The following is a 20530-nucleotide window of genomic DNA, read 5'->3' on the forward strand; positions in this document are numbered from 1 at the left end:
GAGGGTCGGCACTAGAATGGTCCGGTGACTTCCAGCAATGACTCGTTCGTACATCTCCATACCCACACCGAGTACTCGATGCTGGACGGTGCCGCCCGGCTCGGCGAGTTGTTCGACGAAACCGAGCGGCTCGGTATGCCGGCTCTGGCCACGACTGACCACGGCTACCTGTTTGGCGCGTTCGATTTCTGGCGCAAAGCCACCGACAAGGGCATCAAGCCCATCATCGGCGTCGAAGCCTATGTGACTCCCGGCACCGCCCGCGGTGACAAGAGCCGGGTCCGCTGGGGCGAGGAAAACCAGCGCAAGGACGACGTCTCCGGCGGCGGTTCCTACACGCACATGACCCTGCTCAGCTACAACAACGTGGGCATGCGGAACCTGTTCCGCGCGTCGTCCATCGCTTCGCTGGACTCGGTCTTCGGCAAATGGCCCCGCCTGGACCGTGAACTGCTGAACACCTACTCCGAGGGGCTCATCGCCACCACCGGCTGCCCGTCCGGTGAGGTCCAGACCCGGCTGCGGCTGGGCCAGTACCGCGAAGCGCTGGAAGCCGCTGCGGAGTTCCGTGACATCTTCGGCGCGGAGAACTACTTCTGCGAGCTCATGGACCACGGCCTGGACATTGAGCGGCGGGTCACTGGCGATCTGCTGCGCCTGGCCAAGGACCTGAACCTCCCGCTGGTGGCCACCAACGACCTTCACTACACGCACGAACACGACGCCAAGGCGCACGAGGCCCTGCTGGCCATCCAGTCCGGCTCCACGCTCCTGGAGCCGACCTACGACAATGGCGGCTCCCGTTTCGCCTTCTCCGGCAGCGGCTACTACCTGAAGTCGCCGCAGGAAATGCGGGAACTGTTCCGCGACCACCCCGAGGCCTGCGACAACACGCTCCTGATCGCCGAGCGCTGCGAGGTGTCCTTCAATACCGGTGCCAACTACATGCCCCGGTTTCCCTGCCCGGAGGGCGAGGACGAAACGTCCTGGCTGGTCAAGGAAGTCGACAAGGGGCTCCTGTACCGCTATCCCCAGGGCATCCCGGACAACGTCCGCAAGCAGGCCGACTACGAGCTGGAAGTCATCACCTCCATGGGCTTCCCGGGATACTTCCTCGTGGTGGCCGACTTCATCAACTGGGCGAAGAACAACGGCATCCGGGTAGGCCCCGGGCGTGGTTCAGGTGCCGGTTCCATGGTGGCCTACGCCATGCGCATCACCGACCTTGATCCGCTGCACCACGGCCTGATCTTCGAGCGCTTCCTCAACCCCGACCGCGTCTCCATGCCCGACTTCGACGTCGACTTCGATGACCGGCGCCGCTCCGAAGTCATCGACTACGTGACCCGCAAATACGGTGATGAACGTGTGGCGATGATCGTCACCTACGGCACCATCAAGACCAAGCAGGCGCTCAAGGACTCCTCCCGCGTGCTCGGGTACCCGTTCAGCATGGGCGAGCAGCTGACCAAGGCGCTGCCGCCTGCCGTGATGGCCAAGGATATTCCGCTGGCCGACATCCAGAACAAGGACGCCAAGCGCTACAGCGAAGCCGGTGACTTCCGCCAGCTAATCGGCACTGACCCCGAGGCCGCCAAAGTTTTCGAGACAGCGCTGGGCATTGAGGGCCTGAAGCGGCAATGGGGCGTGCACGCGGCCGGCGTGATCATGTCCTCGGACCCCATCATCGACGTCATTCCGATCATGCGCCGTTTCCAGGACGGCCAGGTCATCACGCAGTTCGACTACCCGACGTCCGAGGGCCTCGGCCTGATCAAGATGGACTTCCTGGGCCTGCGGAACCTCACGATCATTTCCGACGCCCTGGAAAACATCAAGATGAACCGCGGCGTCGACCTGGACCTCGAAACGCTGGAGTTGGATGACGCAGCGTCCTATGAGCTGCTGGCCCGTGGTGACACGCTGGGCGTTTTCCAGCTCGACGGCGGCCCCATGCGGTCGCTGCTCAAGCTGATGAAGCCTGACAACTTCGAAGACATCTCCGCCGTGCTGGCGCTGTACCGCCCCGGTCCCATGGGCGCCAACGCCCACACCGACTACGCCCTGCGCAAGAACAAGATCCAGGAAGTCATCCCGATCCACCCGGAGCTCGAGGAACCGCTGAAGGAGATCCTGGGCGGGACGTTCGGCCTGATCGTCTACCAGGAACAGGTCATGGCCGTGGCGCAGAAACTCGCCGGCTATTCGCTCGGCCAGGCAGACATCCTGCGCCGTGCCATGGGCAAGAAGAAGAAGTCCGAGCTGGACAAGCAGTTTGCCGGCTTCTCGCAGGGCATGCAGGACAACGGCTACTCCATGGAGGCCGTCAAGACCCTGTGGGACATCCTGCTGCCATTCTCCGACTACGCCTTCAACAAGGCGCACTCGGCCGCATACGGCGTGATTTCCTACTGGACCGCATACCTGAAGGCGCACTACGCGCCCGAGTACATGGCAGCGCTGCTGACTTCGGTCGGCGACGACAAGGACAAATCGGCGATTTACCTCAACGAATGCCGGCGCATGGGCATCACCGTTCTGCCGCCGGACGTCAACGAGTCGGCGCTCAACTTCACCCCGGTGGGCAACGACATCCGCTTCGGCATGGGTGCCATCCGCAACGTCGGCGTCAACGCCGTCGAAGCCATGGTGGCCGCCCGCGAAAAAGAGGGCGCCTACAGTTCTTTCAAGGACTACCTCATGAAGGTGCCGGCCGTGGTGTGCAACAAGCGCACCATCGAATCCCTGATCAAGGCAGGCGCCTTCGACTCGCTGGGCCACCACCGCCGGGCGCTGGCCATGATCCACGAAGAAGCCATCGACTCCGTCATCACCCTCAAGCGCAATGAGGCGATCGGCCAGTTCGACCTTTTCGCCGGGTTCGACGAGGCCGAGTCCGAAGCGTCACTCAGCATCGAAATTCCCGACCTGCCGGAATGGGAGAAGAAGGACAAGCTCGCGTTTGAGCGTGACATGCTGGGCCTGTACGTCTCAGACCACCCGCTGCAGGGCCTGGAAGGGGTGCTGAGCCAGCACGCCGACCAGTCCATCACCTCGATCATCGCGGAGGACGGTCCGCACGACGGCGCCATTGTCACCATTGCGGGCATGATCACCTCGCTGAGCCGCCGGATCGCCAAGGCCAGCGGCAACGCGTACGCCCGAGCGGAGATCGAGGACCTCGGCGGTTCCATGGAGGTCATGTTCTTCGGCCAGGTCTACGGGCCCATCGCCTCGGTCCTCGCCGAAGACCTGATCGTGGTGGTCAAGGGCAGGCTGCAGCGGCGCGACGACGGCGCCGTCACCCTGAACTGCATGGAGCTTTCCGTGCCGGACCTGAGCCAAGGCACCAACGGACCGCTGGTGATCACCATGCCCACGCACAAGGCCACAGAGGCCGTGGTCACGGAACTGGGGGACGTGCTGCGCAACCACCGCGGCAACTCCGAGGTCCGGGTGAACCTGCAGGGCGACAGCCGCATCGAGGTGATGGCGCTTCCGGTGCACCTGCGGGTGAACCCGAACCCGTCGCTCTTCGGGGACCTGAAGGTGCTGCTGGGCCCGGCCTGCCTGGACGCCTAGGTTTCGCAGTCGTTCAGGTCTCGAAGCCCTTCAGATTTCGTAGTCGAGCGGAACCGGCTGCCCGTAGGTTCCTGAGTGGTACAGCAGCGGCGAGCCGTCTTCGCCCACCTGGCCTTCCACCACTTCCACCACCACGACGGCGTTGTTCTCGAAGGACAGACGCATCTGGATCTTGCCGATGAGCCAGCCGGCAACGTCCTTGAGCACTGGCACGTCATAGGGCCCGTGGGCCCAGTGGTCGCCGGCGAAGCGTTCCTTGGTACGGGCAAAGCGGTCGGCCAGTTCCTGGTTCTCCAGCCCGAGCATGTGCACGCCAATGTACGTGGTGTTGGCCACCGCCGGCCACGAGCTGGAACTGCGCGCCATGTTGAAGGTAAAGCGCGGCGGTTTGGCGGAAAGCGAGGCAACAGAGGTGGCTGTGAAGCCGTAGGGGACCCCGTCATAGTTCACCGTGATGATGGCCACGCCCGCGGCGTGCCGCCGGAACATCTCTTTGAATGTGCCCTCGAAGGCGACATCATCTGAGGTCACTGGAATCGATCTCCCTGCTGCATCCGTGCCGACTGAGTCCCTAGTACAAGACTATGGGGCTTCCTGCCGGATGGGGCATTCCCTTCCAGGCAGGCGTTCGTCGGCAGAATCCGGGCAACATTTGCCGGCCAACATTTGTTAGCGTTTCTACATGACCCAGCCTGCACCCGCCCTTCCGGTCCGCTCCTCCGACGAGACCCAGAGGCCCCGGCGGAGTCCCGGCAGGGCCTGGGCGTGGGCGGCGGGAATCATCGGTTCCGGCATTCCGGCCGGGCTCCTGTGGTGGCTTCTGGCCCCGGGCGGGCAAAATCTCATCTCGGGAAATACCGAGCTGGCGTCCGGAACGAACAGCCAGGGCTGGCTGCCGCGGGACCTGGTGCTGGCGGGATTATTTGTGTTTGCCGGCTGCCTTGTGGCGGTGCTGTTGTCAGGCCGCCGGGACGGCGGGACCCGGCGGATGCTGCTGGTGTCCGTCGCGGCAAGCGCGGCGGCGGCTGTCCTGGGCTGGCAAACCGGAGTGCTGGCGGGCCGCTGGCTGGGCGGTCCGCAGGACACGTCGGCCAACGCAAGCGTAGCCTTTTCGCTGCGATCCCTGACAGTCCTTGTCCTGTGGCCCGCGGCCGTCGCGGCCGGCTTCTTCGTCCTGCGCATCATCGGCCTCCTCCGTGCCTCCGTGGACCAGGACGCGGACGGCAGCGAGGGGGACGGCCGCACGCTGCAGTATGGAGCGGGTGGTGGCGAACGGCGGTAACACGGGCGGGGACCGGGGCCGCGGCGCGTAAAATAAACGGGTGACCACTTCTCCGGACAGCTCCGCACGCCCGACCACCCCCGCCGTCGACTTCCGCACCGTTGACCTGCGCGGCCGCCGGCTCAGCTTGGCAGAACTCCGCGAGGCGGTGCCCCGGGCTCGGCAGCAGACGGTGGCAGACGCCGAGCAGAAGGTCACCGACATCATCACGGCCGTCCGCCAGCGCGGCTTCGCCGCCCTTGCCGACTTCGCCCGCACGTTCGACGGCGTGGAGCAGGCGCATCCACGGGTTCCGGCCGAGGCGCTCCGGTCAGCGCTGGAAGGCCTGGACCCGGCTGTACGTTCCGCGCTTGAAGAGTCAATCAGCCGCGCACGGCGGTTCGCGGACGGGCAGCGCCCGGCCGACGTCGACATCTCCCTGGGTGACGGCGCAGCGGTGAGCCAGAAATGGGTGCCCGTGGCGCGTGTGGGCCTCTACGTTCCGGGCGGCCTGGCTGTCTACCCGTCCTCGGTGATCATGAACGTGGTTCCGGCGCTGGCCGCAGGGGTGCAATCCATCGCACTCGCCTCGCCGCCGCAGAAGGACTTCGGCGGCCTCCCGCACCCCACCATCCTGGCCGCTGCCGCGCTGCTGGGGATAGACGAGGTGTATGCCATTGGCGGAGCCCAGGCCATCGCCGCGTTCGCGTACGGTGTGCCCGGCGAAGCAGACGACCCCGCCCTGGAACCGGTCGACGTCGTGACAGGTCCCGGTAACATCTTCGTTGCCACGGCCAAGCGCCTCGTCAAGGGCGTGGTGGGCATCGACTCCGAGGCAGGCACCACCGAAATTGCCATCCTCGCGGATTCCACCGCCCGCCCGGCCTTCGTTGCCGCCGATCTGATCAGCCAGGCCGAACACGATCCGAAGGCCGCTTCCGTCCTGATCACGGACTCGGTCCAGCTCGCCGCCGAGGTCCGGGAGGAGCTGGAACTGCAGGTGGCGTCCACCAAGCACAGCCAGCGCGTCCGTGAGGCGCTGTCCGGCCCGCAGTCCGGCATCGTGCTCGTTGATGACCTCGACCAGGGGATCGCGGCGTGCGACGCCTACGCGGCCGAACACCTGGAGATCATGACCGCAGACGCCCTTGCCGTGGCAGCCCGGATTCGGAATGCGGGCGCCATTTTCGTCGGCGATTACAGCCCGGTGAGCCTTGGCGATTACTGCGCAGGCTCCAACCACGTACTTCCCACCAGCGGCACGGCGGCCTTTTCGTCAGGACTGAACGTCACCACGTTCCTGCGCGCGATCCAGGTCATCAATTACTCGGAGGCGGCGCTGGGGCAGGTCAGCGGGCACATCGTGAGCCTGTCCGGCGCGGAGGACCTTCCCGCGCATGGCGACGCGGTCACCGTCCGTTTCCAGAAAGCCCGCTGACCACTACATGTAGTCGTCTCCCACTACATGTAGTAATTACAGGCTTGTTATTCGGCCATATGTGGCCTTAGACTGGTGCCGGAAGAGACCCTGGGAAGGGGATCTTCGGGGAAGAAGGAGAAGCAACGTGTACTGTCCGTTCTGCCGTAACCCCGATTCCCGCGTAGTAGACAGCCGGATGGCCGACGACGGCTCCGCCATCCGCCGGCGCCGTCAGTGCCCCGAGTGCGGGCGCCGCTTCACCACCGTGGAAACCACCAGCCTGTCCGTGATAAAACGGTCGGGCGTGGGCGAACCCTTCAGTCGCAGCAAGGTCATCAACGGCGTCCGAAAGGCCTGCCAGGGCCGGCCGGTCAGCGAGGACGACCTCGCCATGCTGGCGCAGGAAGTGGAAGAGAACATCCGGGCGTCCGGCGCGGCGGAAATCGATGCCCACGAAGTTGGGCTGATCATCCTGGGGCCGCTGCAGAAGCTCGACAAGGTAGCCTACCTCCGCTTCGCCAGCGTCTACCAGGCCTTTGAGTCCCTCGAGGACTTCGAATCCGCCATTGCACTGCTCCGCCATGAGTCCGACGTCCAGGACAAAGGGGCAACGCGCAATGCTGACAGTAAGGGCTCTGTAGGCAGGAGTCCCGAAGGCACGGGCCCGGCGGAAAAGAACCCGTCGGAAAAAAACACCGGAGAAAAAAACACCGCGAAGAGCACACTCTAATACTCCGGTGGCGGCAGCGGAGGGGAAGCCGCAACCGCCACCGGCTCCAGTGCAGAAGCGCCTGTCGTCAACAAAACGCCCAGGGCGGCAGACTCCGTGTCTGCCGCCCTGGGCGTTGATGTAAACAGGGCGTTGGTAAACAGGGCGCTGATGTAAACAGCGCGTTTACGCAAGTAGCGCGTTTCTGCGGGCCGCGCTTGCAGCGGCCCGCTCGCGGCTTACTTTGCCAGCGCGTGCTTGACGGCGATTTCCAGGGCAGCGCCCACGATGCCAGCCTCGTTCTTCAGCTCCGCCGGAACGATCGGCGTGCGCAACCGAAGGTGTGGCAGGTATTCGTCGGCGCGCTTGGAGATGCCGCCGCCCACTATGAAGAGCTCGGGGGAGAACAGGAACTCAACGTGCGAGAAGTAGCGCTGCAGCAGGACGCTGTATTCCTCCCAGCTGAGGCCGTCACGTTCGCGGGCAACTGCAGACGCCTTGCTTTCGGCGTCGAAGCCGTCGATCTCCAGATGGCCGAGTTCGGCGTTGGGAACGAGGCGGCCGTTGAAGATGAACGCGGACCCGATGCCGGTGCCGAGTGTGATGACCAGGACGGTGCCGTCGATGCCGGCGCCGGCACCGTAACGGGCTTCGGCCAGGCCGGCCGCGTCGGCGTCGTTGATGACCTCCACCGGGCGGCCCAGGCGCGCGGTTAGCAGCGCATCGATGTCCGTGTTGAGCCAGCTCTTGTCCACGTTGGCGGCTGAGTGCACCACACCGTGCTGGATGATGCCCGGGAACGTGACACCGATGGGACTGTCGGCAACCGGAGCGTCCGGGCGCGCCGACAACTCCTCGACAACCTTGGCGACCACCTCGACGACCGATTCGGGCGTGGCCGGCTGTGGCGTCGCCAGGCGAAATCGGTCGCCGATCAGTTTGCCCTTCTTCAGGTCGACGATGCCGCCCTTGATACCGGTTCCGCCGATGTCAATGCCGATCAGCGGGGCGTTCTTGTGGGTCTTTTCGTCCTTCTTGGCCAATGGGATTCCGTTCGTGGCAGGGTAGGGGCTCGGGCTGGGCAAGGATGACTTGCCGGAAATGACGCGGTGGTTGCCTGGCGTCAGGGAAGGGTGAGGACCTCGGCCCCGGATTCGGTGACGAGCAGCGTATGTTCGAACTGGGCGGTGCGCTTGCGGTCCTTGGTGACGACGGTCCAGTCGTCGGCCCACATGTCCCACTCGATGGTGCCGAGGGTCAGCATGGGCTCAATGGTGAACACCATGCCGGGCTCAATCACGGTGTTGTACGCCGGCGCAGCATCGTAGTGCGGAATGATCAGTCCGGTGTGGAAGGCCTCGCCCACACCGTGTCCGGTGAAGTCACGGACCACGCCGTAGCCGAAGCGCCTGGCGTAGGACTCGATGGCGCGGCCAATTACGTTGATCTGGCGGCCCGGGGCGACGGCCTTGATGGCGCGGTTGAGGGATTCCCTGGTCCGTTCAACGAGAAGCCGTGACTCCTCGTCCACGTCCCCCACAAGGAATGTGTGGTTGGTGTCGCCGTGGACTCCGCCGATGAAGGCGGTGATGTCGATGTTGAGGATGTCGCCGTCCTGCACCACGGTGCTGTCCGGAATGCCGTGGCAGATGACCTCGTTCAGCGACGAGCACAGGGACTTGGGGAAGCCGCGGTACCCCAGCGTGGACGGGTAGGCGTTGTGGTCGAGCAGGAACTCGTGGCCGATGCGGTCCAGTTCGTCGGTGGTGATGCCCGGCCGGATGTGCTCGCCCACGTTCACGATGGCTTGGGCAGCGATCCTGCTCGCCACCCGGATCTTCTCGATGGTCTCCGGTGACTTGACCTCTGACCCCGTGAATTTGGCCGGGCCGGGCTTGCCAACGTACTCCGGCCGTGGGATCGACGCGGGAACGGGCCGCTCCGGGCTTACGGTTCCCTGGGTAAGCGTGCCGGTGGGTGCGGTCGAGGCTAAGGAAGGCATAGATTGATCATATAAGGCAGCACAGAACGCCACGTAAATTTATCCGGCCCGCAGCTACCGTTGCGGGTTACGTTACGTGGATCACGGCGGGGCGTGCTGTTAACCGGAAAGCGAGGAACACCGATGCCCGAGTACTGGTACAACGTCAAGACCCACATGGTGGAGGAAGACGCGATGTCGGACTGGACCCAGCTGATCGGTCCCTACAAGACCAGGGAAGAGGCAGAACACGCCCTCGAGAAGGTCAAGGCCCGCAACGAGGCGTGGGACAAGGGCGACGACGACTGACCTCTTCGGTCCTGGGGTCACCCAGCGCTTCTGGAAGGAAAGCCCGCTTCCGGAAGGTAAGCCCGGCCCTAGAAGGAGTGTTCGGGGCCGGGGAACTGTCCCGAGCGAACGTCATCGCCATAGGCCCTGGCCGCGTCGCTCAGGATGGTCCGGAGGTCCGCGTACTGCTTGACGAACTTGGCCATCCTGCCGCCGCGGAGCCCGGCCATGTCCTGCCAGACCAGAACCTGTCCCGTGGTGGCATTGCCCGCGCCGATACCGATGGTGGGCACTGCAATGGCGGCGTCCACGGCCTTGGCCGTTTCCGCGGGAACCATTTCCATGAGCACGCAGAATGCGCCGGCGTCGGCCAGCGCCGCGGCGTCCTCGACAAGCCGTGCGGCGTCCTCGCCCCGGCCCTGCACGCGGTAGCCGCCCAGCGAATGCTCGCTCTGCGGCGTGAAACCGATGTGGGCCATGACCGGAATGCCGGCCTGGACCATCGCCCTGACCGTGTCGGCGTAGAACTTGCCGCCCTCGAGCTTCACCGCGTGCGCCAGGCCCTCCTTAAGGAAACGGACGCCGGTGGCCACGGCCTGCTGCGGGGAGACCTCGTAGCTGCCGAAGGGGAGATCCGCCACCACCAGTGCCCTTTTCGCGGAGCGGGCGACGGCACGGCACAGCGGCAGCAGTTCGTCGACGGTGACGGGAAGGCTTGTTTCGTTGCCGAAGACGTTGTTGGATGCGGAGTCGCCCACCAGCAGGACCTCCGTGCCTGCCTGGTCGAAGATCTCTGCCGTGTACTGGTCGTACGCCGTGAGCATGGCGAAGCGTTCGCCGCTGGACTTGGCCTGCTGCAGGTGATGCGTGCGGATCCGCGGGAGCGGCTTCCGTGCCGATTCCGAGGGCGGCGCTGCGGCTGCCGCTGGGCCGTTCCCGTAAGGTGCAGGTACTTCAGCGGACATGCTTGAATCGGGGCTGCTGCTTGTGGCCATGGCTAGAGCGTAGTCCGGGACCCGCAGTGCTAGCCACCGGCCGGGAGGGGATCCCGGGTGATTCGCGTCATAGCTGGTCCGCCTGCCTGCGGTCTCCCGCTGACTTGTTGAGTGTTAACGCTGTGTTACGCGTGGCGGCCACGCCAGCACCACGGGTAAATGCTGAGTAAAGTGATTCGTGAGCTGCCGCCGTTTCCGTTTCTGCACGGGCCGGGGCATGGACGTTGACCCGGAGAAGAGGCCTTCATGGACCGCCAGCAAGAGTTTGTCCTGCGCACGATCGAAGAGCGCGACGTACGCTTTGTGCGCCTGTGGTTCACCGACGTCGTGGGCTCGCTCAAGTCGGTGGCGCTGGCACCCGCCGAGGTTGAAGGCGCCTTCGATGAGGGCCTGGGCTTTGACGGCTCGGCCATCGAGGGCCTCGCCCGTGTCTTCGAGTCTGACATGCTGGCCCAGCCGGATCCGTCCACCTTCCAGATCCTTCCGTGGCGCGGCGAGACCGAGCAGACGTCCCGCATGTTCTGCGACATCCTCACCCCGGACGGTGAGCCCTCGGCCGCGGATCCGCGCAACGTCCTCAAGCGCACCCTGGCCAAGGCGGCGGACATGGGGTTCACCTGCTACACGCACCCCGAGATCGAGTTCTACCTGCTCAAGTCCCAGGAGCCCGGCCCCGACGGTTCACCCATCCCCGTGGACGAGGGCGGCTACTTTGACCATGTCCCCGGCGGCGTGGCCCAGGACTTCCGGCGCACCGCCGTGACCATGCTCGAGTCCGTGGGTATCTCCGTGGAGTTCAGCCACCACGAGGCCGGCCCTGGCCAGAACGAAATCGACCTCCGGTACGCGGACGCCCTGCAGACGGCGGACAACATTATGACCTTCCGGACCGTCATTAAGGAGGTGGCGCTGCAGCAGGGCACATACGCCACCTTCATGCCCAAGCCCTTCACGGCCCACCCGGGTTCCGGCATGCATACGCACTTCTCGCTCTTCGAAGGCGACACCAACGCGTTCTTCGAGGCCGGCGCCGAGTTCCAGCTCTCCAAGACGGCACGCCAGTTCATCGCCGGCATTCTCAAACACGCCCCCGAACTCACCGCGGTCACCAACCAGTTCGTGAACTCCTACAAGCGCCTATGGGGCGGGGGAGAGGCCCCCAGCTACCTGAGCTGGGGCCACAACAACCGCTCCGCCCTGGTCCGTGTTCCGCTGTACAAGCCGGGCAAGGGACAGTCCGCCCGGATCGAGTACCGCGGCATCGACTCGGCCGCCAACCCCTACCTGGCCTACGCCGTGCTGCTGGGCGCCGGGCTGAAGGGCATCGAGGAGGGCTACGAACTGCCCGCCGCGGCAGAGGACGACATCTGGTCGCTGAGCTCCGCGGAACGCCGGGCCATGGGGCACGATCCCCTTCCCGCCAGCCTGCACGACGCCATCCGTGCCATGGAGGACTCGGAACTGATGCCGCAGATCCTGGGCGAGCAGGTGTTCGAGCACTTCCTGCGCAACAAGCGGGCGGAGTGGCAGGACTACCGCCTGCAGGTGACCCCCTATGAACTGCAGCGCAACCTCGCCATCCTCTAGGCGGCTGCGGTGAGCTTGGCCCGCCGGCTCATTACCACCGGCTTCAGCGACCTCGATAAGGGCGAACGGTTCCTTGCCGCCCCCGAACTGGAGGGCATCGACCAGGACGTCCTGTTTGCCGGCCTCCAGTTGGCGGCGAACCCGGATGCCGCCCTGCAGTCCCTTGTCCGGCTGATCGAAAAGCACCCTGACCTTCGGAAGCTGGCAGCGGCGGACACCGAGGTGAGCGAACCGCTGTACCGGGTCCTGGGCGCCAGCGAGGCGCTGGGCGAATTCCTCATCCGGCACCCGGAGCACCTCGACGCGTTCAGCGTGACCGCCAGCCCGGAGCCGCTTCCGGCGGATCCCGCCGAGCTTCGCGCCCAGCTGCTGCGGTCGGTCCGCGCCGACCCGAACGCAGCCCGGCCGGTGGCGGGCATCTCCGGTGCCGGGGCGTACGAGGCACTCCGCACCGCCTACCGGAGGGGCGTGGTGGACCTCGCCGTCAAAGACCTTTGCGCCGCCGACCCGCTGGACTTCATGCCCGCCGTCGGCGCGGAACTCGCTGATCTGGCCGGAGCGGCCATCGAGGCCGCCCTTGCGGTTTCCCGCGCCGAAGCGGCGGGGAAGTTCGACGCCGGGGAGGTCGCCGAGGTCGCACTGTCAGTGATCGGGATGGGCAAGTGCGGAGCCCGGGAACTGAACTACATTTCCGACGTCGACGTCATCTATGTGGTGGAGGCGGGGGAGCTGGACGACGCCCGGGCCACCACCATCGGCACGGCGCTGGCGTCCGGCATCTCGCGTGCCATTTCCTCCCCGGCCCGTGAGCCCGGCCTGTGGGAAGTGGACGCCAACCTCCGTCCGGAGGGAAAATCCGGGCCGCTGGTCCGGACCCTCGCTTCGCACCAGAGCTACTACGCCCGCTGGGCGGAAAGCTGGGAGTTCCAGGCGCTGCTGAAGGCGCGGACCATTGCGGGTGACGCCGAGCTGGGCGCCCGCTACGAGGAGGCCGTGTCACCGCTCGTGTGGACCTCGGCGAACCGCGACGGATTCGTTGAGTCCGTGCAGGCCATGCGCCGCAGGGTGACCGAACACATCCCCCCGGCCGAGGAACAGCGGCAGATCAAGCTGGGCCGCGGCGGGCTGCGCGACGTCGAGTTCACCGTCCAGCTTCTGCAGCTCGTGCACGGCAAGTCGGACGAATCCCTGCGGCGCCGCGACACGACTTCCGCGATCGCCGCCCTGTCATCCGGCGGCTACATCGGTCGGGCAGACGCGGCCGCCTTCGATCAGGCCTACCGGTACCTGCGGCTGCTCGAGCACCGCATCCAGCTCTTCCAGCTCCGCCGCACCCACCTCATGCCGGTCAAGGCAGATGCCCTCCGCACCCTGGCCAAGGCTGTGCTGGGGCCCTTCTCCACGGACCGGCCGCATCCGGACGCCCTCCTGGCCGCGTGGCAGCGGACAAAACGCTCCGTCCGCGAACTCCACGACCGGATCTTCTACCGTCCGCTTCTGAATACGGCCGCCAAGCTCAGCAGCGAGGACGCGCGCCTGACTCCGGAAGCCGCGCAGGGCCGGCTCGCGGCGCTCGGTTACCGGGACCCGCAGGGCGCACTCCGGCACATCGAGGCGCTGACGGCCGGAGTCAGCCGGCGGGCCGCCCTGCAGCGGCAGCTGCTGCCCATCCTCCTGGGCTGGCTGGCCGAGGGCGTGGACCCCGACGCCGGGCTGCTCGCCTTCCGCCGGATCAGCGAGGGCCTTGGCACCACGCACTGGTACCTTGGCATGCTCCGGGATTCGGCGGCGGCGGCCGAGCGGCTGTGCCACATGCTGTCCAACTCCCGCCTCATTGCCGACCTCCTGGAGGTGTCGCCGGAATCGGTGTCCTGGCTGGGGACGGACAAGGAACTGGCGCCGCTCAGCTTTGAGGCGCAGTGGCAGGAGATCGCCTCCAAGATGTCCCGGCACGCGGACCCGGAAAGCGCCATGCGCCTCATCCGGCTCATCCGGCGCCGCGAGATCCTGCGCATCGCCATCGCGGACAGCGCCGGCCTGCTCGGCCAGGACCAGGTGGGGGAGGCGCTGGCCGAGACGGACCGGGCTGCCATTCTGGGGGCCCTGCGGGTGGCGGAAAACATCGTTTCCGCTGCCGGCCCGCTGAAAACTGCTGTGCTGGTGGTGGCCATGGGCAGGCAGGGCGGGCTGGAGATCGGCTACGGGTCCGACGCCGACGTCCTGTACGTCCACCGTGCGCTGCCCGGAGCCTCGGACGCTGAGGCCCAGCAGCAGGCCGCGAAGATCGTGGGCCATCTTTCGACTCTCCTGACGCAGCCCCTCAAACCGGCGATCATGGCCGAGCGCGTGCTCGCCGTTGACGCCGATCTTCGCCCGGAGGGCAAGAACGGCGCCATGGTGCGGTCGCTGGAGTCCTACGGCGAGTACTACCGCCGCTGGTCGCTCATCTGGGAGGCGCAGGCGCTGCTTCGTGCCCGGCCGATCGCCGGTGACGACGGGCTAGCGGCCGACTTCGTGGAGCTGATCGATCCCATCCGCTACCCGGCTGCCGTCTCTGATGCGGACGTCCGGGAAATCAGGCGCATCAAGGCGCGGGTGGAATCAGAGCGGCTGCCCCGCGGCGCTGATCCTGCCCGACACCTGAAACTGGGCCGCGGCGGGCTCAGCGACGTGGAATGGCTGGTGCAGCTGCTGCAGCTCCAGCACGCCGGCAAGCACCCGGAACTGCGCACCACATCCACCCTGAAGGCCCTGAGCGCGGCGGCCTCGCTGCGGCTGCTGGACGACGACGACGCCCGCCTCCTGGCCGACGCCTGGCGGCTGGCGAGCAGGATCCGTTCCGCGAACGTGATTTGGACGGGCCGGGCCTCGGACCTGCTGCCGTCATCGCGGCGCGACCTGGAAGCCGTAGCCCGATGGTGCGGCTACGACGAAGGGATGGCCACGGCGTTCGAGGAGGACTATCTGCGGGTGAGCAGGAGGGCCCGTGGCGTCTTTGAGAAAGTCTTCTACGGTCAGTGAACCGATGCTAGGTTTGGGCGCATGGCTACCCAAATCTTCATGAACCTGCCCGTCAGGGACCTCGACAGATCCGTGCAGTTCTTCACTGCGCTGGGCTTTACGTTCAACCAGGACTACACCGACGAGAACGCTACCTGCATGGTGATCAACGACGACGCCTTCGTGATGCTCCTCGTGGAGAAGTTCTTCAAGACGTTCACCGCCAAGGAGATTGTTGATGCCACGTCGGCCACGGAGGCCATCATGGCGTTCTCGGTGGACAGCCGGGAGGGTGTGGACCAGATGGTGAGCAAGGCCCTGGCTGCCGGCGGATCGGAATCGCAGCCGGTGCAGGATTACGGTTTCATGTACAGCCACAGCTTCCAGGATCCGGACGGCCACCTGTGGGAGGTCATGTGGATGGATCCGGCGGGCCCGCCCGCCGACGGGGCGGCACCTGCTTCCTGACGGATCATGTGTTTGAACGTATGGCTCATTCCCCTGCGGGACCTGGACGCCGATGCCCGTGCCATCCAGCTGGGTGCGGTAGCGCAACTGGAACTCGGCCCGGGCCAGCAGGCGTTTGTGGGCGACCCCCTGCGCATGATGCTGGCAGGGCTGGAGGACGGATCCCGCCGGCCGTTTGTCGTCGAGGTGGACGGTGCCGCCGCCGGCGTCCTGACCCTTCAGGCGGGGGCGGCCCGGCTGGCGGGCTGGCCCGACGACGACTCCGCCTGGCTGCTTCGCGGCTTCCTGATCGACAGGCGGCGGCAGGGCCGGGGCCTGGGCCGGGCGGCAGCCTCCGCGGCTGTGGCGGCAGCCGCCAAACTGACGGCCAGGCTGGGCGGCAGCCAGGCCGGCGTCGTGCTTTCAGTCGACGAGCGCAACCCCGCCGGGCAAAGCGCCTACCTGAAGGCGGGCTTTGCGGACAAAGGCGTCTACCTGGGCGGGGAGGGGGGTCCGCAGCGGATCATGTACGCCGCCTTCTGAAAGGAAATCCGGGGCAAAACCACCACAACACCGTTGCGCCGGGCCGGGAGCGTGCCTACGCTGTGTCTTGGCAGTGCACTTCAAACCTTGTTGGGGGGAAGGCTTGAGAAGGTCTTCGTCTCGGAGGCACTCGCCGGAACAGGCTGGCTCCCGGTCTCAGCACGCCTGGAGCCAGCTTCCGGCACGTCAGCAGGCGGAGCACACCCGGGCGCAGGCGAAGAGCGGCCGCGCCAGGAAGCACCGGAAGGCCGAGCTCCTGCTCATCGGAGCCGGTGTCGCCGCCACGATCATTGCGGCGGCCTACCAGTACGCCGGCATCAGAAGCACCCTGGAAAGCAGCACAGCGTCCTCACTCTATGCACAGCAGCAGGAGATCGACAGGATCTTCGTGGACAATGTGGATCTGCAGCCGTACTTCTGGCGCCGCCAGGAATTGCCTGACCCGTCCGCCATTCGCGATCCCGGGGCGAAACAGGAGGCACGGCAGTTGGCTGGCCGGGCCGAAGCCACGGCCCACCGGATCCTGGACCACTTCGCGCACCTGAAGTACCAGATGGGAACGCAGGCCTTCACCTCCGAACGGGCCGACTGGGAGGCATACATCCGGCGGAGCTTCGCCGATTCCCTCGTCCTGTGCCGCGCGCTGCGTGATGACCGGGAAGCCTTTGGCGGGACAGGTGCAGACTCCCTCTGGGGCCGCTACGCTGAGGAACCCTGCCGGGGCACGTGAGCCGGGCCGGGGAGCCCGGACAGGGCAGCCGGGGCAGGGGACGCAAACGGCCAAGGGCGGCCACCGGTTGGAACCGGTGGCCGCCCTTGGCGGTGTCAGGAGTGTCTCCCGCGGGTCGGACTAGACGCCGTAGTAGAGCTCGAACTCGTAGGGGTTCGGGCGCAGGGACAGCGGGCGGATCTCGTTCTCGTACTTGTACTCGATCCAGGTGTCGATCAGGTCCTGGGTGAACACGCCGCCGGCCTGCAGGAACTCGTTGTCCTCAGCCAGTGCTGCCAGAGCTTCCTCGAGGGAGCCCGGAGCCTTGGGGATGTCCTTGGCTTCCTCAGCGGGGAGCTCGTAGAGGTCCTTGTCGATCGGAGCCGGCGGCTCGATGCGGTTGCGGATGCCGTCGATTCCCGCCATCAGCTGGGCAGCGAAAGCCAGGTACGGGTTGGAGGAGGGGTCCGGAGCGCGGAACTCGATGCGCTTGGCCTTCGGGTTGGAACCCGTGATCGGGATACGGATACCGGCGGAGCGGTTGCCCTGCGAGTAAACCATGTTGACCGGGGCTTCGAAGCCCTTGACCAGGCGGCGGTACGAGTTGACCGTCGGGTTGGTGAAGGCGAGGACGGCGTCGGCGTGCTTCAGCAGGCCGCCGATGTACCAGCGGGCGGTGTCGGACAGGCCGGCGTAGCCCTTCTCGTCGTAGAACAGCGGGTCGCCGTTGCTCCACAGCGACTGGTGGCAGTGCATGCCCGAGCCGTTGTCACCGAAGACCGGCTTCGGCATGAAGGTGACGGACTTGCCCCAGGCGTCGGCCGTGTTCTTGATGACGTACTTGAACTTCTGCAGGTCATCAGCCGCGTGGGTCAGCGTGGTGAACTTGTAGTTGATCTCAGCCTGGCCGGCGGAGCCAACCTCGTGGTGGCTGCGCTCGACCTCGAGGCCGGCCTCGTCCAGGGCAACACACATGGCGTCGCGCAGGTCGGCCTGCTTGTCAGTCGGGGAAACCGGGAAGTAACCGCCCTTGATGGGGGTCTTGTAGCCCAGGTTGCCGCCTTCTTCCTCGCGGCCGGTGTTCCAGTGAGCTTCTTCAGAGTCGATCTTGTAGAAGCTGCCCTCGGGGGAGGACTTGTACTGGACGTTGTCGAACACGAAGAACTCTGCTTCGGGAGCGAAGAACGCGGTGTCGGCAATGCCGGTGGAGGCGAGGTAGGCTTCAGCCTTCTCGGCCACACCACGGGGGTCACGGTGGTAGGGGTCGCCCGTGCGGGGGTTCACGATGGAGAAGTTCAGCGCAAGGGTCTTCTCCATGCGGAACGTGTCCAGGAACGCGGTGGTGACGTCCGGAATGAGCTGCATGTCAGACTCGGCGATGCCCTGGAAGCCGCGGATGGAAGAACCATCGAAAAGCTGGCCGTTGACGAAGAAGTCGGCGTCCACGCTCTTGGCGGGCACGTTGAAGTGCTGCTGAACGCCCGGGAGGTCGGTGAAGCGGATATCGATAAACCGAATGTCTTCATCTTTGATGAACTTGAGGACTTCGTCCGCAGTCTTGAACATCTATGCTCCTTACGCATATGTAATAACTGGCCGCAAAGCCAAGTGGTCCAGCGCAATCCAATGGGGCGGAAGCACAAAAGTGCCCCGCTTCGGGCTCGCTAGCAACTGTTACCACCCTAGGGATTCGGGATTTCCCGCCCGTGTCCGCTTTGTTTCCGGCAGGTTACAGAACCTACTGATATGTAAACGCTATACGGTGTCCGCATCGTGGTCCACGCCCATCCAGAGTGTGAACGTCTCCGTCGCCCCGGCGGCTCGGTAAACTTGGATGGTGGTAGATCGCAAAGACATCGGTTCGTGGCTCAGCGGGCCGGACACTTCCGGCATTTCAAAGTACCCGGGGGAACGCCTTGGCTTCCCCGAGTCGGGCCCCGGGTCCATGGCCCGTGCCGGGCGGCGGATCCTGGCCATCACCATCGACTGGACCATCGCACTGCTGATCAGCAACGTGTTCCTCGGTGGGAACTCCATGGCCACGCTTGCCGTCTTTGCCGCCGAGCAGATCCTGCTGATCGGGACCCTGGGCTACAGCATCGGCCACCGGGCCATGGGCATCCAGGTGGTGAGGCCGGACGGCTCAGCGGCCGGCCCGCTGGCCGCCTTCGTCCGCACGGTCCTGCTCTGCCTCGTGATTCCGGCGGTCATCTTCGACCCCGACCAGCGCGGACTCCATGACAAGGCCATGAACACGGTCCTCGTCCGCCGGTAGCCGGCCGGCTGAAAGGTATCCCCGGCCGAGCGCCCAGCGCTCGAACAGGACGGTGACGAAGGGGAAAACCGCCGAGAGGCCGGCGAACAGGGCCACCCTGAACGGCCAGCGCTGCAGCCGCCACAGGACAAGGGCAGCCACACCGTAGCCGATGAACAGCGCGCCGTGCACCGGTCCCGCAATCTCCACGCCGAGCTCGGTGGTTCCGGCGACCCACTTGAAGTACATGCCGGTCAGGAGCGCCGCCCAGCTGCAAGCCTCGGCGATTGCCAGCAGGCGGAAGGCGCGGACGACGGCGGACGTGGGCAGGAAGTTCACAGGAGGCTCCGGCTTCGGTAGGTGCGGGGTCTGGCTGGTTCTTTGATGCCGTTCGCAACTGGAATGCCGTTCAATGGGAGACACCGCAACGGGATACGCCGCAGAAACGACAACGCCCCGGTTTCGGCGCAGATGCGGCGGCCCCGGGGCGGGTCAGGCGGATTAGCGTCCGCGCTGCGGGCGGGCCTTGTACGGGTCCACGCCCTTGGGGATCGGAAGGCGGGTGCCCAGCGATGAAATGCGCTTGGACACCGCACTGACCTCTGTCTTGGTCAGCTCATTGCTGAGCTTGTTCATCTTCTTCGCCACCTGGCTGATGGGGACCTGGCCCTCACCGCGTCCGGTCTCAATGACGTGGATGGTGACGTTGGGAAGGATGCGGGCCAGCTTCTTCCGCTCGCCTTCGATCAGCGGGCGGACCCGGTGCGTGGGCCCCTCAGCGACGAGCACGACGCCGGGACGCCCGACAGCACGGAAAACGGCGTCCTGCGTCCGGGGGTTAACAGCCACGGGCTGCTCCTCGGTGATCCAGCCGCGCTTCAGTGTGCTGAGGGCGGCACCCGAGGCTCCCGGCTGGTTCTCGATCTGCGCAAAGGCTGCGCGTTCGGCCCGCCGTGACAGGATCAGGGTGGCCGCCAGGAAACCAAGCGGGATGCCGATGATCAGGCCCGTGACCCAGTTCTCCAGCACGAAACCGACGAGGAAGCTGACGGCCACGACGCCCAGGAACGCCAGCAGCATGAGCCACGGAACCATGGGGTCGTGGCGGCGGGTCATGTTGAAGACCTCGCGGATCTGCTTGAGCCGGCTGGGCTTCTTTTCCTTCACGGCTTTGGGCTTGCGCCCGAAGAGACCGCGCTTGGAGGCATCAGCGGCCGCAGGAGTGTTGTTGCTGGAGTCAGGGGATTTCGCCATAGTGCCTTAATTCTACGTGATCCACGACAAAGGGCCGGACGCCGAAAAGTTCCGGTGTCCGGCCCTTGGCCACGGGAAATGCCTCGTGTTACTGGTGCGCCGCGAGCAGGGAGCTGGCTTCCTGGCGGGTGGATCCGGAGGATTCGATGTGGGCGAGTTCGGCGGGGATGTCCCAGCCCTTCTTGCGCATCGCGGTGGCCCAGAGCCGGCCGGCGCGGTAGGAGGAGCGGACCAGGGGTCCGGACATGACGCCGAGGAAACCGATCTCCTCGGCTTCGTGCTGCAGGTCCACGAATTCCTGCGGCTTGACCCAGCGGTCCACCGGGAGGTGGCGTTCGGAGGGGCGCAGGTACTGGGTGATAGTGATCAGGTCGCAGCCGGCCTCGTGGAGGTCGCGAAGGGCCTCGGAGATTTCCTCGCGGGTTTCGCCCATGCCCAGGATCAGGTTGGACTTGGTGACCATGCCCAGGTTCCGGCCCTGGGTGATGACGTCCAGGGAG

The 20530-nt window shown here is 65.9% G+C and carries 18 protein-coding genes and 1 pseudogene; 11 read left to right on the forward strand and 8 right to left on the reverse strand.

Annotated features, from left to right (window positions below):
- Positions 1–24 precede the first annotated feature (24 nt).
- The gene (dnaE, locus tag AC1DFE_RS15905; protein ID WP_476906842.1) at positions 25–3582 is read left to right on the forward strand and encodes a DNA polymerase III subunit alpha; all 3558 of its coding nucleotides are present in this window, start codon (positions 25–27) and stop codon (positions 3580–3582) included.
- A gap of 30 nt (positions 3583–3612) precedes the next feature.
- Here the strand turns inward: dnaE and AC1DFE_RS15910 are convergent, their stop codons facing one another.
- Positions 3613–4071 (reverse strand): flavin reductase family protein, encoded by a 459-nt coding sequence (locus AC1DFE_RS15910; RefSeq protein ID WP_476906858.1) that lies wholly within the window; start codon positions 4069–4071, stop codon positions 3613–3615.
- Between the two features lie 193 nt (positions 4072–4264).
- On the opposite strand from AC1DFE_RS15910, the gene AC1DFE_RS15915 reads away from it, so the two are divergent.
- The 3 genes from AC1DFE_RS15915 (at position 4265) to nrdR (ending at position 6993) form a co-directional block, all read left to right on the forward strand.
- Entirely contained in the window at positions 4265–4864 is a 600-nt protein-coding gene (locus tag AC1DFE_RS15915; protein WP_476906843.1) for a hypothetical protein, read from the forward strand.
- 40 nt (positions 4865–4904) lie between these two features.
- Entirely contained in the window at positions 4905–6281 is a 1377-nt protein-coding gene (gene hisD / locus AC1DFE_RS15920; RefSeq protein WP_476906844.1) for a histidinol dehydrogenase, read from the forward strand.
- A gap of 127 nt (positions 6282–6408) precedes the next feature.
- Positions 6409–6993 carry a transcriptional regulator NrdR gene (gene nrdR / locus AC1DFE_RS15925; protein WP_476906845.1) on the forward strand — a complete coding sequence of 195 codons (585 nt, stop codon included), beginning with the start codon at positions 6409–6411 and terminating at the stop codon, positions 6991–6993.
- Positions 6994–7211: 218 nt separating this feature from the next.
- Here the strand turns inward: nrdR and ppgK are convergent, their stop codons facing one another.
- On the reverse strand, positions 7212–8015 hold the full coding sequence (gene ppgK, locus AC1DFE_RS15930) for a polyphosphate--glucose phosphotransferase (RefSeq protein WP_476906846.1): 804 nt from the start codon (positions 8013–8015) through the stop codon (positions 7212–7214).
- Between the two features lie 80 nt (positions 8016–8095).
- Positions 8096–8974: a type I methionyl aminopeptidase gene (map, locus tag AC1DFE_RS15935; protein ID WP_476906847.1), complete on the reverse strand. Its 879-nt coding sequence runs from the start codon at positions 8972–8974 to the stop codon at positions 8096–8098.
- Positions 8975–9097: 123 nt separating this feature from the next.
- On the opposite strand from map, the gene AC1DFE_RS15940 reads away from it, so the two are divergent.
- Entirely contained in the window at positions 9098–9262 is a 165-nt protein-coding gene (locus tag AC1DFE_RS15940) for an SPOR domain-containing protein (RefSeq protein ID WP_476906848.1), read from the forward strand.
- A gap of 68 nt (positions 9263–9330) precedes the next feature.
- Here AC1DFE_RS15940 and panB read toward each other — a convergent pair whose 3' ends face one another.
- Positions 9331–10236, reverse strand: a complete 906-nt coding sequence (gene panB, locus AC1DFE_RS15945) for a 3-methyl-2-oxobutanoate hydroxymethyltransferase (RefSeq protein ID WP_476906849.1) — start codon at positions 10234–10236, stop codon at positions 9331–9333.
- A 246-nt stretch (positions 10237–10482) separates the two neighbouring features.
- Here panB and glnA (AC1DFE_RS15950) point away from each other — a divergent pair, with 246 nt between their 5' ends.
- From glnA (AC1DFE_RS15950) to AC1DFE_RS15970, 5 genes are all read left to right on the forward strand, one after another.
- A complete protein-coding gene (gene glnA, locus AC1DFE_RS15950; protein ID WP_190603385.1) occupies positions 10483–11823 on the forward strand; it encodes a type I glutamate--ammonia ligase in 1341 nt (446 codons plus the stop codon).
- 9 nt (positions 11824–11832) lie between these two features.
- A complete protein-coding gene (locus tag AC1DFE_RS15955; protein WP_476906850.1) occupies positions 11833–14844 on the forward strand; it encodes a bifunctional [glutamine synthetase] adenylyltransferase/[glutamine synthetase]-adenylyl-L-tyrosine phosphorylase in 3012 nt (1003 codons plus the stop codon).
- Positions 14845–14865: 21 nt separating this feature from the next.
- Positions 14866–15291 (forward strand): VOC family protein, encoded by a 426-nt coding sequence (locus AC1DFE_RS15960; protein WP_476906851.1) that lies wholly within the window; start codon positions 14866–14868, stop codon positions 15289–15291.
- A 6-nt stretch (positions 15292–15297) separates the two neighbouring features.
- Entirely contained in the window at positions 15298–15813 is a 516-nt protein-coding gene (locus AC1DFE_RS15965) for a GNAT family N-acetyltransferase (protein ID WP_476906852.1), read from the forward strand.
- Between the two features lie 103 nt (positions 15814–15916).
- Entirely contained in the window at positions 15917–16543 is a 627-nt protein-coding gene (locus AC1DFE_RS15970; protein WP_476906853.1) for a hypothetical protein, read from the forward strand.
- Between the two features lie 120 nt (positions 16544–16663).
- Here AC1DFE_RS15970 and glnA (AC1DFE_RS15975) read toward each other — a convergent pair whose 3' ends face one another.
- Positions 16664–18088, reverse strand: coding sequence for a type I glutamate--ammonia ligase (gene glnA / locus AC1DFE_RS15975; RefSeq protein ID WP_476906854.1), 1425 nt, complete (start codon positions 18086–18088; stop codon positions 16664–16666).
- 271 nt (positions 18089–18359) lie between these two features.
- Between glnA (AC1DFE_RS15975) and AC1DFE_RS15980 the strand changes: the two genes are divergently transcribed.
- Entirely contained in the window at positions 18360–18797 is a 438-nt protein-coding gene (locus AC1DFE_RS15980; RefSeq protein ID WP_476906859.1) for an RDD family protein, read from the forward strand.
- A gap of 6 nt (positions 18798–18803) precedes the next feature.
- Here AC1DFE_RS15980 and AC1DFE_RS15985 read toward each other — a convergent pair.
- From AC1DFE_RS15985 to AC1DFE_RS15995, 3 genes and pseudogenes are all read right to left on the reverse strand, one after another.
- Positions 18804–19106 (reverse strand): annotated as a pseudogene (locus AC1DFE_RS15985) (DUF3817 domain-containing protein); the annotation flags it as partial.
- A 171-nt stretch (positions 19107–19277) separates the two neighbouring features.
- Complete coding sequence (locus AC1DFE_RS15990; protein WP_476906855.1) at positions 19278–20030, reverse strand: DUF4191 domain-containing protein; 753 nt, start codon at positions 20028–20030, stop codon at positions 19278–19280.
- An 88-nt stretch (positions 20031–20118) separates the two neighbouring features.
- Positions 20119–20530: lipoyl synthase (locus AC1DFE_RS15995; protein WP_476906856.1), on the reverse strand; the 412-nt coding region annotated here is incomplete at its 5' end.

The sequence above is a fragment of the Arthrobacter sp. 05T423 genome (assembly GCF_056396245.1).

Coding starts and splice junctions, on each gene's coding strand:
- panB (WP_476906849.1), bottom strand. CDS start 10,236: ATGGCCACAAGCAGCAGCCCCGATTCAAGCATGTCCGCTGAAGTACCT.
- AC1DFE_RS15910 (WP_476906858.1), bottom strand. CDS start 4,071: ATGTTCCGGCGGCACGCCGCGGGCGTGGCCATCATCACGGTGAACTAT.
- map (WP_476906847.1), bottom strand. CDS start 8,974: ATGCCTTCCTTAGCCTCGACCGCACCCACCGGCACGCTTACCCAGGGA.
- AC1DFE_RS15915 (WP_476906843.1), top strand. CDS start 4,265: ATGACCCAGCCTGCACCCGCCCTTCCGGTCCGCTCCTCCGACGAGACC.
- glnA (WP_190603385.1), top strand. CDS start 10,483: ATGGACCGCCAGCAAGAGTTTGTCCTGCGCACGATCGAAGAGCGCGAC.
- AC1DFE_RS15940 (WP_476906848.1), top strand. CDS start 9,098: ATGCCCGAGTACTGGTACAACGTCAAGACCCACATGGTGGAGGAAGAC.
- AC1DFE_RS15965 (WP_476906852.1), top strand. CDS start 15,298: ATGTGTTTGAACGTATGGCTCATTCCCCTGCGGGACCTGGACGCCGAT.
- AC1DFE_RS15960 (WP_476906851.1), top strand. CDS start 14,866: ATGGCTACCCAAATCTTCATGAACCTGCCCGTCAGGGACCTCGACAGA.
- AC1DFE_RS15990 (WP_476906855.1), bottom strand. CDS start 20,030: ATGGCGAAATCCCCTGACTCCAGCAACAACACTCCTGCGGCCGCTGAT.
- glnA (WP_476906854.1), bottom strand. CDS start 18,088: ATGTTCAAGACTGCGGACGAAGTCCTCAAGTTCATCAAAGATGAAGAC.